Source organism: Nitrosomonas sp., from assembly GCF_021731985.1.
Lineage (GTDB): Bacteria > Pseudomonadota > Gammaproteobacteria > Burkholderiales > Nitrosomonadaceae > Nitrosomonas.
The window spans coordinates 21,890-36,955 of the sequence record NZ_JAKFWH010000039.1; the positions used below are offsets into that span (position 1 = coordinate 21,890).

Annotated in this window: 14 protein-coding genes; 4 read left to right on the forward strand and 10 right to left on the reverse strand. The window is 43.9% G+C overall.

Annotation, left to right across the window (positions count from 1 at the left end; genetic code table 11):
- Positions 1-621 precede the first annotated feature (621 nt).
- The 4 genes from QZ942_RS05185 to QZ942_RS05200 all read left to right on the forward strand — a co-directional run bounded on the left by QZ942_RS05185 (position 622) and on the right by QZ942_RS05200 (position 4,286).
- Positions 622-879 carry a type II toxin-antitoxin system RelE/ParE family toxin gene (locus QZ942_RS05185; protein WP_292993624.1) on the forward strand — a complete coding sequence of 86 codons (258 nt, stop codon included), beginning with the start codon at positions 622-624 and terminating at the stop codon, positions 877-879.
- Positions 863-1,195, forward strand: a complete 333-nt coding sequence (locus tag QZ942_RS05190) for a helix-turn-helix transcriptional regulator (RefSeq protein WP_292993625.1) — start codon at positions 863-865, stop codon at positions 1,193-1,195. Before QZ942_RS05185 ends, QZ942_RS05190 begins: the two co-directional genes overlap by 17 nt.
- A 224-nt stretch (positions 1,196-1,419) precedes the next feature.
- Positions 1,420-2,805, forward strand: a complete 1,386-nt coding sequence (gene fumC, locus QZ942_RS05195; RefSeq protein ID WP_292993626.1) for a class II fumarate hydratase — start codon at positions 1,420-1,422, stop codon at positions 2,803-2,805.
- A 179-nt stretch (positions 2,806-2,984) separates the two neighbouring features.
- Positions 2,985-4,286: an MFS transporter gene (locus tag QZ942_RS05200; protein WP_292993627.1), complete on the forward strand. Its 1,302-nt coding sequence runs from the start codon at positions 2,985-2,987 to the stop codon at positions 4,284-4,286.
- Positions 4,287-4,447: 161 nt separating this feature from the next.
- Here the strand turns inward: QZ942_RS05200 and QZ942_RS05205 are convergent, their stop codons facing one another.
- The 10 genes from QZ942_RS05205 to QZ942_RS05250 all read right to left on the reverse strand — a co-directional run bounded on the left by QZ942_RS05205 (position 4,448) and on the right by QZ942_RS05250 (position 14,933).
- Complete coding sequence (locus QZ942_RS05205; protein ID WP_292993628.1) at positions 4,448-4,606, reverse strand: hypothetical protein; 159 nt, start codon at positions 4,604-4,606, stop codon at positions 4,448-4,450.
- Positions 4,607-4,809: 203 nt separating this feature from the next.
- Positions 4,810-5,220, reverse strand: coding sequence for a hypothetical protein (locus QZ942_RS05210; RefSeq protein ID WP_292993629.1), 411 nt, complete (start codon positions 5,218-5,220; stop codon positions 4,810-4,812).
- 30 nt (positions 5,221-5,250) lie between these two features.
- Positions 5,251-6,165 carry a sulfotransferase gene (locus tag QZ942_RS05215; RefSeq protein WP_292993630.1) on the reverse strand — a complete coding sequence of 305 codons (915 nt, stop codon included), beginning with the start codon at positions 6,163-6,165 and terminating at the stop codon, positions 5,251-5,253.
- A 9-nt stretch (positions 6,166-6,174) separates the two neighbouring features.
- Positions 6,175-6,999: a sulfatase-like hydrolase/transferase gene (locus tag QZ942_RS05220; protein WP_292993631.1), complete on the reverse strand. Its 825-nt coding sequence runs from the start codon at positions 6,997-6,999 to the stop codon at positions 6,175-6,177.
- Between the two features lie 458 nt (positions 7,000-7,457).
- Entirely contained in the window at positions 7,458-8,471 is a 1,014-nt protein-coding gene (locus QZ942_RS05225) for a hypothetical protein (RefSeq protein WP_292993632.1), read from the reverse strand.
- Between the two features lie 38 nt (positions 8,472-8,509).
- On the reverse strand, positions 8,510-10,684 hold the full coding sequence (locus tag QZ942_RS05230) for a cache domain-containing protein (RefSeq protein WP_292993633.1): 2,175 nt from the start codon (positions 10,682-10,684) through the stop codon (positions 8,510-8,512).
- Complete coding sequence (locus QZ942_RS05235; protein WP_366836109.1) at positions 10,681-11,715, reverse strand: ABC transporter substrate-binding protein; 1,035 nt, start codon at positions 11,713-11,715, stop codon at positions 10,681-10,683. The genes QZ942_RS05230 and QZ942_RS05235 overlap by 4 nt, the downstream gene beginning before the upstream one ends.
- Before the next feature lie 628 nt (positions 11,716-12,343).
- Complete coding sequence (locus tag QZ942_RS05240) at positions 12,344-13,357, reverse strand: diacylglycerol kinase family protein (protein ID WP_292993635.1); 1,014 nt, start codon at positions 13,355-13,357, stop codon at positions 12,344-12,346.
- Positions 13,358-13,424: 67 nt separating this feature from the next.
- Positions 13,425-14,468: an MJ1255/VC2487 family glycosyltransferase gene (locus QZ942_RS05245; protein WP_292993636.1), complete on the reverse strand. Its 1,044-nt coding sequence runs from the start codon at positions 14,466-14,468 to the stop codon at positions 13,425-13,427.
- Between the two features lie 300 nt (positions 14,469-14,768).
- On the reverse strand, positions 14,769-14,933 hold the full coding sequence (locus QZ942_RS05250; protein ID WP_292993637.1) for a hypothetical protein: 165 nt from the start codon (positions 14,931-14,933) through the stop codon (positions 14,769-14,771).
- Positions 14,934-15,066 lie beyond the last annotated feature (133 nt).

The following is a 15,066-nucleotide window of genomic DNA, read 5'->3' on the forward strand; positions in this document are numbered from 1 at the left end:
GCCTTCGCCGGAATGACAAGTTTAGAGCTCGTAGGTTGGGGTGAGGTACGAACCCCAACATCAACAAGGTCGCCAATCGTTGGGCTTCATTTCATTCAACCCAACCTACGGGTTGTTGCCATTGAAGATGATGCGGTGCTCGGCGGCAGTATGGGGGTTTTATATTCTGCTCATAATGTTGGTTGCAATCGCGAGGAGCCTTGTAATCGGATAAAACGTTTAGCAGTCGTGGCGACCTCGGACAGAAAGCGTCATATATGCAATGAATGAAACGCTAAACCGGAATCTTATGAGAATACTAAATTATTCGTCACACCGGCGAAAGCCGGTGTCCAGTTTGTTGGTTTTTCTGGATTCCGGCCTTCGCCGGAATGACAAGTTTAGAGTAATTTAGCGACTCCTTAGTAAACCAGCCCCCCAATGTATCCATATAGTGAGGTAACTACCCATGCAAACCCGTGAAGAACGCGTCACAATGGGCGTGGTTAAAGTACCCGCCGCAGCGTTGTGGGGCGCGCAAACGCAGCGCTCGTTGCAGAATTTCAAGAAATAAAGCTTCACAGAGACCCTAACTCTTATATTTTTTGTTAAAACACTTATTTTAGGCTTATAATAATAAGTGTGAATGATATTGACTGGAAACCCAAAGCGCTTAAGCAGGTTGAGAAAATCAAGGTTGCCGCCGTGCGCAAAAGAATTTTTACAGAAGTTCAGTCGTTGGCTGATTTTCCGGATTGCCAAGGTGTCAAGAAACTTGCCAGTCATACGTATAGCTACCGGCTGCGGGTTGGTGATTACCGGGTATTTTTCGAGTTTGATGGCAGCGTGCATGTTATTGATATTGAAGAGGTGAAAAAACGCGATGAGCGCACTTATTAATTACCAAACTATCCTGGATAGCAACGGAAAACCGGCTTTTGTCGTCGTGCCTTATGCTGAGTTTGTCAAACTTCCCGGCGTAGTACGCCCGGGCATGATTCCCAACGAGGTTGTCGGTAAACGCATCATGAATGAAGTCAGTATGCTCGCCGCCTGGCGCGAATACCTGATGCTGACGCAAGAGGAAATGGCTAAACGCATGGGGATTACGCAAGCCGGTTACGCGCAGATCGAAGCTGCCAAACGCCCGCGCAAGGCGACACTTGAGAAAGCCGCAACGGCTATGGGTATTACCTTGGATCAGCTCGCGTATTGAAGGGCGAGTTTGGGTTAAGCAAAATCGCAATCATGGTCAACCAATCCCTTAACAGGTTGTTGAAAAACGTTTTCGAGGCAGCCGATGCAAGGCAAAAACAGGCGAAAAAGCGCAGTTTATGCTTAATAAATGAGCATTTTGAGCCTGTTTTTAACGCCGCAGCGGCAACGCAGATAGTTTTTCAACGGCCTGTTAATTCATCCCATTTAGTGAGGTAATTACCCATGCAAACCCGTGAAGAACGCGACACCATGGGCGTGGTCGAGGTGCCCGCCGAAGCATTGTGGGGCGCGCAAACGCAGCGCTCGTTGCAGAATTTCAAGATTTCAAGCGAGCATATGCCGGTTGCGTTGATTCATGCCTTGGCCAAGGTTAAACGTGCCGCCGCCAAGGTCAACCACGATTTGGGGTTGCTCAACGCCGCTAGCACTGCAGCGATTATCGAAGCCGCCGATGAAGTGATCGCCGGTCATTTCGACGATCAGTTTCCGTTGGTGGTATGGCAAACCGGTTCCGGTACGCAGACCAACATGAACGTGAACGAAGTGCTGGCGAACCGGGCTTCGGAAATTCTTGGCGGCGGGCGTGGCGCCAGCCGGATCGTGCATCCGAACGACGAGGTCAACAAAGGTCAATCGTCGAATGATGTGTTTCCGACCGCGATGCATGTTGCTGCAATGCAGGAATTGCAGCAACGGCTGATTCCGGCGATTCAGCAATTGCGTGACACATTGGCGGGCAAATCGCAGGCGTTCGACAGCATCGTCAAAATTGGCCGTACGCATTTACAGGATGCTACGCCGTTGACGCTGGGACAGGAATTTTCCGGCTACGTGGCGCAACTGGATCATGGCCTGCGCCATGTTGAGGCCGCAATGGCGCATGTGTGCGAACTGGCACTGGGTGGCACGGCGGTCGGCACCGGATTGAACGCGCACCCGGAATTCGCCGTGCGCGTCGCCACCGAATTGTCGCGTCTGACCGGTTTGCCGTTTGTCACCGCACCGAATAAATTCGAGGCGCTGGCGAGTAACGATGCATTGGTGCATGCGCACGGCGCGTTAAAAACGCTGGCGGCGTCACTGATGAAAATTGCCAATGATATTCGCTGGCTGGCATCGGGGCCGCGTTGCGGCATCGGCGAATTACGCATCCCCGAAAACGAACCGGGTAGCTCCATCATGCCGGGCAAAGTCAATCCGACGCAATCGGAAGCGATGACCATGGTGTGCTGTCAGGTGATGGGCAACGATGTCGCGGTCAACATGGGCGGTGCACTGGGGAATTTCGAATTGAACGTGATGAAGCCGCTGATTATTCATAATTTCCTCCAAAGCGTGCGATTGCTCGCCGATGCCATGGTCAGTTTCAACGAGCACTGCGCCGCCGGCATCGAAGCGAATATCGAACGGATCGATGCGTTGATGCAGCACTCGCTGATGCTGGTGACGGCGTTGAATCCGCACATCGGTTACGACAAAGCCGCCGAGATTGCCAAAAAGGCGCATCGCGAAGGCATCACGCTCAAAGCGGCTGCGATTGCCACCGGGTATGTCACTTCAGAACAATTTGAATCCTGGGTCATTCCAGAGAAAATGGTAGGAAAGTAGGGCGGTTTAACAGGCCTTTGAAAAACGTTTTCGAGGTGGCCGATGCAAGGCAAAAACAGGAGAAAAAGCGCAGTTTATGCTTAATAAATGAGCATTTAGAGCCTATTTTTAACACCGCAGCGGCAACGCAGATAGTTTTTCAACGGCCTGTTAATTGCCCTGTTCTTACGGTACACACTATGCCATCAACCAGCAAGAAACCCGATCCAGCTACCCGGCGTGAACGTTTTGCGTGGTGTATGTACGATTTTGCCAATTCGGGCTACACCACCGTCATACTGACCGCTATCTTCAATGCTTATTTTGTCGGCGTGGTGGCCGCTGAGAGCGGGAATGGCCATGCCACATTACTTTGGACATTGACCATGGCTTGCGCCAATGCGCTGGTTTTGCTCAGTGCGCCGGTGGTAGGGGCTATCGCCGATTATTCCGGTGCAAAGAAACGCTTTCTGGTTGTTACAACAGTAGGCTGCGTGCTGTTTACCGCATTATTGAGCCTTGTCGGTCCTGGCGATATTACCCTGGCGGTTATTTTAGTTATCCTCGCGACTTTCATGTTCGCCAGCGGTGAAAATCTGATTGCAGCATTTTTGCCTGAAATCAGCACGCCTGAGACGATGGGGCGGCTTTCCGGGTATGGTTGGGCGCTGGGCTATTTAGGCGGTTTGCTTGCTTTGGTGTTATGTCTGGCTTATGTGACGTATGCTGAAAATAAAGGACTGGATGCCACACATTACGTACCGGTTTCCACGCTGATTGTTGCTGCTTTATTTGGCATCGCCGCTTTACCGACGCTGCTGTGGTTGCGTGAACGCAGTGGTGTTTCAAATTCAATCCAAAATGTACATGTGATACGGAAGGGGTTTGAACGGCTAAGAATTACGCTACGTTATGCCAGCCGTCACACTGACTTATTCCGCTTTTTAATCGCATTGACTACCTATTATTCCGGTATTCATATCGTTATTGTGCTGGCGGCAGTGTATGCGCAAGAAGTGATGGGGTTTAAAACCCAGGATACGATTATCTTGATTATGGTAGTGAATGTAACGGCCGCTATCGGCGCCTTTCTGTTTGGCCATCTACAGGACCGGATTGGCTCCAGCCGATGTATTGCCATTACCTTGTTGATCTGGATTGCGGCGATTATTTGCGCTTACTTGGCCACGGATGAAGCTTTGTTCTGGATAGCTGCCAATTTAATTGGCACCGCACTGGGTGGCGCGCAATCAGCGGGTAGGGCATTGGTCGGGCAATTTACGCCGCCAGGACGTCAAGGGGAATTCTTCGGTTTGTGGGGATTGGCTACAAAACTATCAGCGATCATCGGACCGCTTACATATGGCGGAATGATTGTTATTTTTGAAGGGGATCACCGGATAGCGATACTCAGCACACTGGTGTTTTTTATCCTCGGTCTTATGCTTCTTGCTACTGTAAATGAAAAGAGAGGGCGGGAAATGGCTAAGATCGAGTATTAAGTGACTTTCTTTAAACTAAAAACCAGAAAATTTTATGATTACGAAGATGGGTTTATTTTTTAAAGCGCCTGTAGGAACAAACTACAGATCCTACAGGGTATCATCTAAGTCAATTACACGACATTTAACGATAAATTATTTCTATTGCTTTAAAGCTATTATTACTTAGCTGGTGGAAGCTCGTTACGGCCTTCAGCTGGTTGACCTTCATGTGTTGTTCCGTAACCTTCAGAAGATGCGCTTTCTGGTGCAGTTGGTTTGCCACAAGCTACTAAAGTTAATGCAAAAAATGTTGCAACTAAAAATGCTGAAATTTTCATTTATGAAGACATCCTTAAAATTTATAAAAAGTATCACTAATTTTTCTTTGTCACAATGAAACTATAGCATGTTACGCGCCATAATCTTGCATTAAATTATTTTTAGATAAATCATTAAGATGAAAAATAAGCTTGGTTAATTGAGGAAGTTTAGCGCGATTAACTTATTAGAAGTGCCAGATGGTGCTGTTTATACGCATCAATTAACTATCAGATCTTTCCTGACCAATTAAATCAAGCGCGTAATCTTCAATTTCTTTTATCTTAATGAGCCGATTGCGAAGTTCGATAGTTATCGCTTCAAACCATCTAATTTGATTTTCGATTTGCTTGCGTTCTTCAACGACGTCTTCTATAGGCATATTGGCTGAAGGCTGCCCATGCTCATCAAATAGAAATTTAATTTCTTCGGCGATTTTGCGTTTAGTATTGAGTTGAGTTACTTGTTTTTTTACATACTTTTTTATCTTCTTTGCTTGAAACTCCCGAAGTGTCGCAAGGCGGAGCGATTGCTGGAAAGGTGTTAATTTGCTTAGATCTGCAATCCGTTCATCGCTACCGGAGATGCCTATTTTTTTCCGGGTAGTCTTAATTTCATTGGTTAAATCACTCATAATGTCATTCTCTGTCCGAATCCATTTTGTTTATTTATAGCCAAATTCCTGCGCCATTGCAACCACTTCCGGGCGCAATCCTTTTTTATCCTTTCTCCAAGGAACTGGCATATCTAACGATGGTATTTTAACCTTGTGCGGGCGGAAAGTAGGGCCTTTCAGGAAAGCAGGATCGTTACCAAAAAGCGCGCTAAACGGGCCAAAACATGCAAATGGAGATCGTTCCGTATGTATCATTTCTTCAATCGCCTCATCGTCATCGCGAATTCCAAGCCAACGGCAAATTATTGGCAAGTAATGTCTGGGATTCTCAATAATATCTTCGCCTCGCATACGCAGCTGTTGTTCTTTCGGTACAGTATCAAGAAAATTGAGTATATTGATATTAAGGTCATGCCAGGCTATTTGCGGTTCTATGATAGCCCGGTTATCTGTAAATTCAATAGAATTTACATACTTTGCAAATGTTCCTTCATTCAGGCTCATTACCGATTTGCATTGTGAAATGGGATGCCGTACTAAGTGAAGAAAACGCGCATCGGGAAACGCTTCACGTATTGAGAGCATGCATTTCAACGATGTGGTATAGATGGGACTCTTTTCTACGGAGATCAAGGGATCAATCTTAGCTACTAATTCTTGGTATACGGAGGCAATAGATCTTTCCTCTCGTGCGATAGCCCAATGATGGGCCATAGTGATTGCTGCAGCACTTTGTTCACCCGCATAAATTTCAGCCACTGCTCGAAGAAAACCATGGATAGCCCAAGTAGGTTGTGATTCGATTCTGGGATCAGTAGGGGGCATCCACATTTCTTTCAATTTATCAACGACGAACATGCACAACTCGGGCAAACCAAATGCCTCCGGATGTTGGCCAATCATGGCGTTGACTAGCGAAGTATAGGATCTGGGAGGCGCTAAAAGGAATAGTGGGGCGGCCATAACAATAACCTACTTAGCAAATCCTTCTACAAATGGAATTTCAAAACATTTTTCGTGCATTATCGGCCCATGTCCAAAATAACCATCTTCACCGAAAAGTTCGCCATGGTCGGCTGTAACGATAAAATAAGTATTTGAAGGCGCTTTCTCCATCAGCTTGCCGATGTAACCATCAACATACTCTACACAGGTTATTTGTTGTTTATGCAGCATTTTCATTTGTTCCATGCTGAATGATTGATCTTTTGCCGCTTCATTATCAACCACATCTTTGCCGATATCTTTTAATACGCCATGAACCCCGGAAACATGCGGTAGATTATCACCGGATAGCATATACGGATAATGCGTTTCGCCAAGATTCAGAAAATAGTAACAGGGTGTATCGTCTGGGAATTCGATCTCAGAAACCATGCCGGAAAAATCATTGTGGTGACTCATAAGCTTATATTCATCAAAGTGTTGACTAATTAGCGTATGCTTATTGAGTACCGGCATCGATACTTTAGCGACTGTGTGATAGCCAAAGTTTTTCAGTACCTTCGGTAACGATATCTCCGGTATGAAATCCTTAAAAGAGACCTCTTCAGAGCCAATTCGATTTCTCCATTGCAGAAATTCTTCTTTGTATACTTCGGAAGCAAAAACATTGGCCGGACTAGAGTGCGGCATCATCCCCATGGTAAATGCATAGTGCGATGGGGCAGTCCATGAAGCATACGAGTATCGTTTCTCAGCTTCACCAATGCGATCGATATTCGGCGTTTTAGCAGCTAGAAACGAGTCATACCGGCAACTGTCCATTACAATAAAAACGATATGATTCTTATGCATATAATCTCCATATTTCAAATGAGGGGTAAAAATTAAAGCGTGCAATAATACGTTATCTTAATGAGATAATCAGCAGGAATGATGACACCATTATTTCATGTTTGAATCAAAGAATACGGCAACCAATACGATACATTTACTCAATATCTAGCCTTATTGGAGCATCATTAAAAAGGCTTAGCAATCTTCTACTGACTGTGCAATTTCTATCAAGCTGAGGCGGAACGTTTGCAGTCAAAGTGTAAACGCTTATCGTAGTCCTCATAATTTCTATTAATGATTAGGTGTTTTTTGCGGAAATGGGTTTAAGGGGACTCTGAATAATTGTCATTTCTAGCACAGCAAGAAATCTATACTGCAGGTTGCCGAAGATTCCTCATAACGTTCAGAGCGACAAATGCGGGTAATTCAAAGTTTCCTGAGTAAACTTACGGTTCTGGATTGAACCAAGAAACTGACTAATCATCGTTTTCTTTTCCTATTTTAAATTTCAGTTGAGTCCCTGAATTAGGCAACGCATCTTTCAATATCTGATCAATTTTTTGATTAATTTCTTCGGGTGTTGCGCCACTATTGATTACTTGTTGAAGGTTAATCAGGTTAGAAGCCATGTTCATTTGTTGCTGGTTTTGTTGCGATACAAAATCAACTTGCAGTGCTTTTTTCTCGTCTGCAATTTTATCTTTAGGACTGCCTGTGAAAAGCGATCGAATTGTTTCAACCAAACGGCTCAATACAGTGTGGGTGAGATCAGCAGAAAAGCCGCCTAACATAGCGAGTAGTGGTCTAACAATCCCTTTTTCTAAGAAAGAGGCTTCACTTAAATGTTTGCTGAAGTATTCTTCGGAAACCATAATTGCAAGGATCAGACCCGCAATCAATCCAAGAAAAAACCGGATCCAGTAGGAAGCGTGATAAGTTGGGTCGAAAGTGCCATTGGCGATAAACGTATTGGCTTTATACAGTGCGGCAAAAGATGCACCTAGCCCGGCTGCGGCAAGGTAAAACATCAGATTTAACAGTAATTCTATGCCATCCTGTGACATGATATTGCCGCTATCATGACTCACTTCTTCGGTCAGCGAAAGCCCAATAAACAAGACCAAAGACAAAATCGCCGCGATCATCATTTGGCGAATCAGAGAAACCGGACCGAGGAATTTCATGAAGCTTGTGACACCTTGCTCGATATCCAGCAAAAGAATGGTATTTGGTTTGGCCGGTTCGACTATTTTTGTTAATGCGCTATGTGCGGCAAGTAACCTACCGATATCCAGGTCTGACCGGACATTAATGCAGTTACTTAAGCCTGCATTGTCTTGAATGGTAAATTCATCGATTGTCCGTACCACCGGCTCAGGGACTGTTTTTCCGTTGGCTAGCGCATATTCAGCCATGGCTCGCGCTTCTCTATAGAGCTGATAGCGTAGATTCGTCTGTTTGTATGGATCAGGCGACTGGGAATCTTCCATAAGTGCTCCTCGAGTTCATTGAAATTGAAGATGGTTTGTCAAAATAGAATAGCTGTGATGATAAAAATCCAGACCAACAATATAGGCCAGTAAATAAGTTTTGGAATAAGATTATCTTTAAATGCAAGCACTTTCATCGGCGTATCCTGTAAAAGAAGAACAGCATTAACCGTTACCATCAGAATAGTAATATAGGATATGAGATAAAAGTATTCCATATATACAATAGTATTGACTGCAAGCTCGTCTCGTAACTGAACATGCATAATCAATAATATGAAAAATAATGCTGAGCAAGCTGCAATCACTGTGGATACATTGAATCCAGTAATTGCTAAACTGGATTCTTGTCTTGATATGGTAAGAACAAGCGCATATAACATCAACAGCACGACCGCGAGTGGGAATAAATGCCCGATGAAAGGATTTAAAATACTTCTGGAAAGCTCAATATTAAAATAGAGTTCGGGTGATTTATCGTGACTAGTAAAATGGATATTGCCGAAATTACTGTTATATTTATTGACCCGGATATCAAAGAAAGCTCTGGATAAATTCCATTCTGACAATACAAAATCTCGTTCAACTCCCGGCAAAGTACTGGGATTGAGGCTATCAAAGGATTTGAAGTCGGGTATGAGCGTGATGTTATTTGTGAAATCTTTATGCCAGAGCCGTATCCAAAGTAATTGTTTGTCAAATGGATAAACACTGTAATCAAATGTTTCTCTCAAAGTTGTTTCAAAATACCAGCCCTTGACAATTTCATCTCCTTCTTCGCGCTCATAAGCTTCAGTGATGGCGGTTTCAATGGCTTCTGGGAAAATGATACCGTGCTCAATGACTTCTTCGTAATGTTTAGGGTAACGTTGCCAGATATAGCCACTTATCGCGATATTGGTTGCGTTTAGAAACTCAATCGACTGAATAAATAAACCGGTTGGAACGAAAAAAGGCGGTTTCTTGGATTCATTCAGCGAAGTAACTGAATAGTCGTTCTGAAATTGTTCAACAATGGCACGACTCGATAATATGAGAGAGTTATTTTGTACCGGATAGGGTGCGTAGTATTCATTGATCCAGATAGCCATGATTCCCAGTAATAATAGCAGTGAGCTGAAGAATGCGTGGCGTAATAGCTGCGCGACTGACAACTGACGTTTTGCGATGGCGATCCATGTATAGATCATAAGACCTAAAGCGACTGCGTTGATAATCCAGTTAATCAAGTCAGATTTATAGATAACATGGACATCATCGTCACTTTCAAACAGGTGTTTCTTACCGATTTCTACGTTCATGACCGACAGTACATGCCAACCAGTCTCGCCGATTGGGTATTTGTTGAACCAAGCAGAGCCCCCTGTTAATTCATTGGTTCCTAATTTTCCAGAACTAAATTCTGCAACATAAGCTGGTGAGATGGCCTGATTCAAATCACTAATCACTTTTTTGGAACCCTTCAGTCCATGATAAATGATTTGATTAAATTCATTAACAACAATAGCGTAACCATTGTTACCCACATCGTGATTCTCGACTTGTTGTCGGACCCACTCCAATCCGATATCTAAAAAGACAATACCTGCTACTTTGTCCGTTTCTGCCGCTGTATGCAAAGGCAGCACATATTTCAGTGTGTATTGCTGATAGGCCGCATCAAAGAATGGCGCTAACCAGCCACGTTTTCCGTTGGATGCCTGTAGATACCAGTTATTATTTTTGTTGTTTTCTGAGTTATAACCCGCATTGCCAATGTAATCGTAATATAGATCAACGCGATCCATTCGATACTTGGAATCATCCTGGCGGATGAAAGGCGCGAAAAGTCGGAACTGCGGTCCCGCTTGATATAAATCAAAAGCTACGCCTAATGCATAAAAATCGACGTGATTTAACGCTGATTTCTTTAATGTGGCTTCTATTGTTTCTTGGTTCAAAGAAATTTCGTGCAAATTTGCAGCAAGTTCATCTGCGGCGAAAGTTAGCGTAGTTAATTTATCGTTAATCGAATTGGCGATTTTTTGTGTCGTTAAAGCAGCTTGTTGCTGGGATAGCTGTAAAGTTGCGCGATATTTCTGAACCATGTTGTAGGTTGACGAAATAAAAATGCACAAGAAAATTACTGTACAAATGCCCAGAATACTCTTGATCCAGGAAGCCAGTGCCCATTTCGCGCGTTCCGGCAGCTCAAGTGGATTAACTTCCTTCAATCATTTTCTCCCGTTGCTTTTACGCGATTCCATTTGCGTGTTTTATCCAGATGAGTGAGCCAGACATGATCACTGGCCTGGTGATCATTGGCATCGAAAGCTACTGTACCGAAGCCTTCTAAATTGAAAGAACCCAATGCCTCCAGGGCTTGTTTTAAGCTGGCACTATTAATATTCCCAGGAATGCTTTTTAGCGCTTTTACCAAAACCTGCGCGGCTAGATAGCCTTCCCGCCAGATAAAGTTTTGTTCTTCTGAAAAGGTTTCGGCCGGTGGTACAACTTGGGTCATATAAATTCGTCCGTGTATCCCGGGTAAAGCATTGGCCAGGAGATAGGCTGCAGAAAAAGATAAATTATAAAACCGGGTGTTAGGGAAAATGCGATGCGAAAAGCGTATGAGCTGTGCAGCAGGTTGATAGGCACCGACGATAATAATCGCTTCAGGTTCGGGCGAAGCATGGATCATCGCATTGATAGCGCCCTGTATTGCCAAAGAGTTGCGTGGATAACGTGTTAGCAGTAATTGATCGATTTGGTTGAAACCAAATTTTTCCAAGGCTGCCTTCGTGATGTCATAACCAGTCTGTCCCAGAGAATCATCCTGCAGAAAAAGAGCGATTCGGTGCGGAGAAATGCCGCGATCAAGAATATCCTGCACAATCACTTCCATTTCTTGCCGGTAGCTAGCGCGGAAATTAAATATATAGGGATCGGGCGGTGTTTTGCGTAGTAGATCTGCGCCGGTAAAAGCACCATAAAAAACTATTCCTCGTGCAGCTGCCATTGGTGCAGCAATGGCAGCAGTCGGCGTGCCGGCATTGCCGACAATAGCAATGACATTATGCTGATCAATCAATTTGTTGGTGTTTGCCATGACGCTATCCGGCTCATAGCCATCATCCAGTACAGTCAAATTGATCATTTGGCCATGAATGCCGCCTTGCTGATTGATCTCATTGAAAAAAGCATTCATGCCCTGATACATTGCGCGTCCCAACAGTTGATTGGGCCCGCTGAGTGAGGTGCTCATGCCAAGTTCAATGGATTCTGCATGCGTCAAACTGTAAAGAGCCATTAAGATAAAGAAAGCGCAGCACTTTTTTTTACACAGACGATCCATTTTTATGCCTGGTTTATTATAGAAATGACGTTGAAAAGAGTTTCTAGGAGGCTGCCCGAGAATAGAGCGATCTACTGCAGAAAAGCTATTTTGGTCATATTTTCCGATTATTCTCGTTAAATAGAATAACTATTCGCCTCAAATAATCGAAAAATCTGTCTCAAAATAGCTTTCCCTCGCTACGATCACTATTCTCGGACAGCCTCCTAGTTAAAATCCGGAAATGGTTAATGACTTTCCAAGTCATGTTCGGTATGAATAATAATCTATTGCTTTATTGCGCTCGCCAAAGCGCTTTGCTTGAAAAAATGAAAGGTTTTATTATAACTTTTCCAACGTAGAAACCAATCCAATTCGTTAGATAGTCTAAGACAGCGCTGGTTAATGAGCTACAAGAAGGTTTGCAGCTTGAAATTGACTGAATAAATCTCGATCAGCATGGTGAATCTATTATCAGCTCAGAGTCAAATTTGATTAATTTCCGGGAGTGCAGAATCCATAATGGCGCAGATGAGAGGGGGGGCATGAATTCATGAATTCATGAATTTTCTGGCATTGAACAAATTTGCAATGTATTTGTATTCAGACAGGATGGAATCAATACACGGATGGGTCTCGGGCTGATGCTAAAATCGACTGTGCTTTCCGCCTCAATATCCCGATTGCGGAAATAATCGCCATCGACTTGCAGCGGATAAGCCCGGTCATGCAATGTACAGGAAATATTTTTGCCGGAAAAATACTGCATGGGTAAGTTAGCTGGCTTACGTTGCAGAATTCTCATGGCTTTGATCAGTTCATGCTGATGCCGTGCGCCGGGTAAGAAGCCAAGAACAAGCTCGTTTTTTGATGGGTCAGCAGCAGGAACAAGCTGCAAATTTCTTGCATACGCTGAATTGTTGGCTACGATGATATACCCGGATCCATGATCAACGACCAGTTCGCCATCAACGCTAACAGATACGGTAGGGTGATGTAACGAGCACAAAGCTTTTAATCCGTGCCAAATATAGATCGAATCATTGAGCGGGCCTTTTCTTTTGCCAATATTTTTGACGGTGAGTGAATCCAAACCCATCGACGCCATATGGAAAAATGGTTTCTCCCCTTTAATGCCTTTACCGCTGATCAGACCATAGAATTGCTGCAGACATGTTCCTGAATTTATTGCGCGGAGTAAATCATCCGCATGGATACTCATTTCATAGGAACGTGCAAACAACGATTCATTTCCACCCGGGATAGCATAAACAGGCGTGCCCGTTTTATTGATAGCATCTAACAATTTTCTTATCGTTCCATCTCCACCGACTACGACAACGAGATCACTCGCAGCGATGTTATCTGAAAGGCGTGTATACCCTTTCATCTTTTTCTCAGACGTGCATACTTCAACATCTTTCCCATGGAGAGTAAGTTCCATTTCCAGCTGACAGGCAAGTGCTTCTGTGTTCCCTGCGCTGGATATCGGGTTAAAAATAATTAAGATTTTTTCCGGGGATGGTATTTTAATAATCAATTGATTGGTTTGAAATAAGAGATCGTCTTTCATGGATGGTGTTCAGCGCTTTAAAATCATAAGTTGAAAGGGCAATTTTAGTCAGTGCATCTGATTCAGATTAAGACCAGTCAACCGGTATTACCTTTACGTCCGACCAGATCTTATTACACCAAGACTGATCAACCGGCGGCATGCCTTCCTTTATCCATTGCACCAGATATTGGGCGGTGTTGGGATAGGTAACACGAATGGCTTTGGTCTCATACAGCCATTGCTCAATAATCCTGGAATCGACTTTGTGCATCATTTTTCCATAGCCTAATGTTTGCAAAGCTGCTGCATTTGAAATTTGTTCCATTTGCGCATGTAGCGGTTTCACCAGGATTTTCTTACCTAATTGTAAGGATTCACTGGCCAGTTCAAAGCCGGCATTGCAAATGATACCGGCGCAATCCGACAGGTCTTTCTGGAAACCTTGCAGGGATAACGGTTTGCAATGCACGTGTGCATAAGAAGAGGGTATAACCTCTGGAGAATACATAAAAAATTCAAATTCTTTAAATGACGCTAACAGTGCTGCCATACGATGCTGATTCTCGAATGGCAGGTAGACAATAATTTTATTTTTTTGTATTTGCTGGGAAATGATGGGGGTTTCAATAACCGGCGGCAATATGGGTTGATCGAAATGATGCCAATGCAAACCAATACCGATATCGACAGGAGCAAAATTTTTCATAACCGCTTCAGAGAGCGGATCATTGCCTGCGCGCGGTATGTTATGGTGAAATGCATACTGATGATTGATGCCGATGGTTTTCTTGTTTTGCCGGCGTGCTGCCCATGCGGTTACGGGCTCGTAATCACAAATGACCAGATCGTAACTGCTTAAATCCAGTTGCTTGATGTCTCTAAGAAAATTTAACGGTTTGGATTGCAGTACAGTTTTGACAGGACTGAGTTTGCCGTTTTTTGTGCTGAAAGTTAAACCATCACGCCATTGATAGCCATTAAAGACTTCCATATCAAAAAATTTATCTTGCGGCCTGCCGGTAAACTGGTAGGTAACCTCAAGATTTGCAGCCTGAAATTCCCTGGCCATAATCCGGCCGCGCGTGATATGACCATTACCCGTTCCTTGGATACCATAAAATATTTTCATTTCAATACGACTCCTGAACGGATTAGTACGACACTGATATCAAAACCAAATGATTGGATTACGTTGTGGAAGCTTTGTGGGATTGTTTGTGGCCGTGTATCAATTGACCACTTGAATAGCGCTAAATTATTTTGATGAACGTTTCTCAGTGGCTTCATAGTCTCAACTTATTGAATGAAACCAGAGCAGTTTAGTGGCTTGTTATGACAAGAAAATGACTGTTTTTTTGCTTTTATGTGACAATTTTATTAATGCCGATGTAGCTAAATGGCGGTAAAAAACGCAAGCGCTTTCGCACAATCAGTTTTGCATCCATTGTTGGATTTGTTCGCGTTGATTGGCATACCATAACTTACCGATATCCAATGCTTTCTGTTGGAGTGCCGCACTATTGGCAGAATCCATATTCCCGGGCATATCGTAGTTTTTCAGATAATGATTGATATACAGCACACGATTGCCCAAAACTTCTCCTGATTAGAAAGATTGTTCAGCCAAACCCGATTTTTTCTATTATAAGGCGCATACTGCCCCAAACAAACCCATCAAAGAGAAATTGCCATGGCCATGAACCGTATCCAATTCCAAGCAGGCTTGT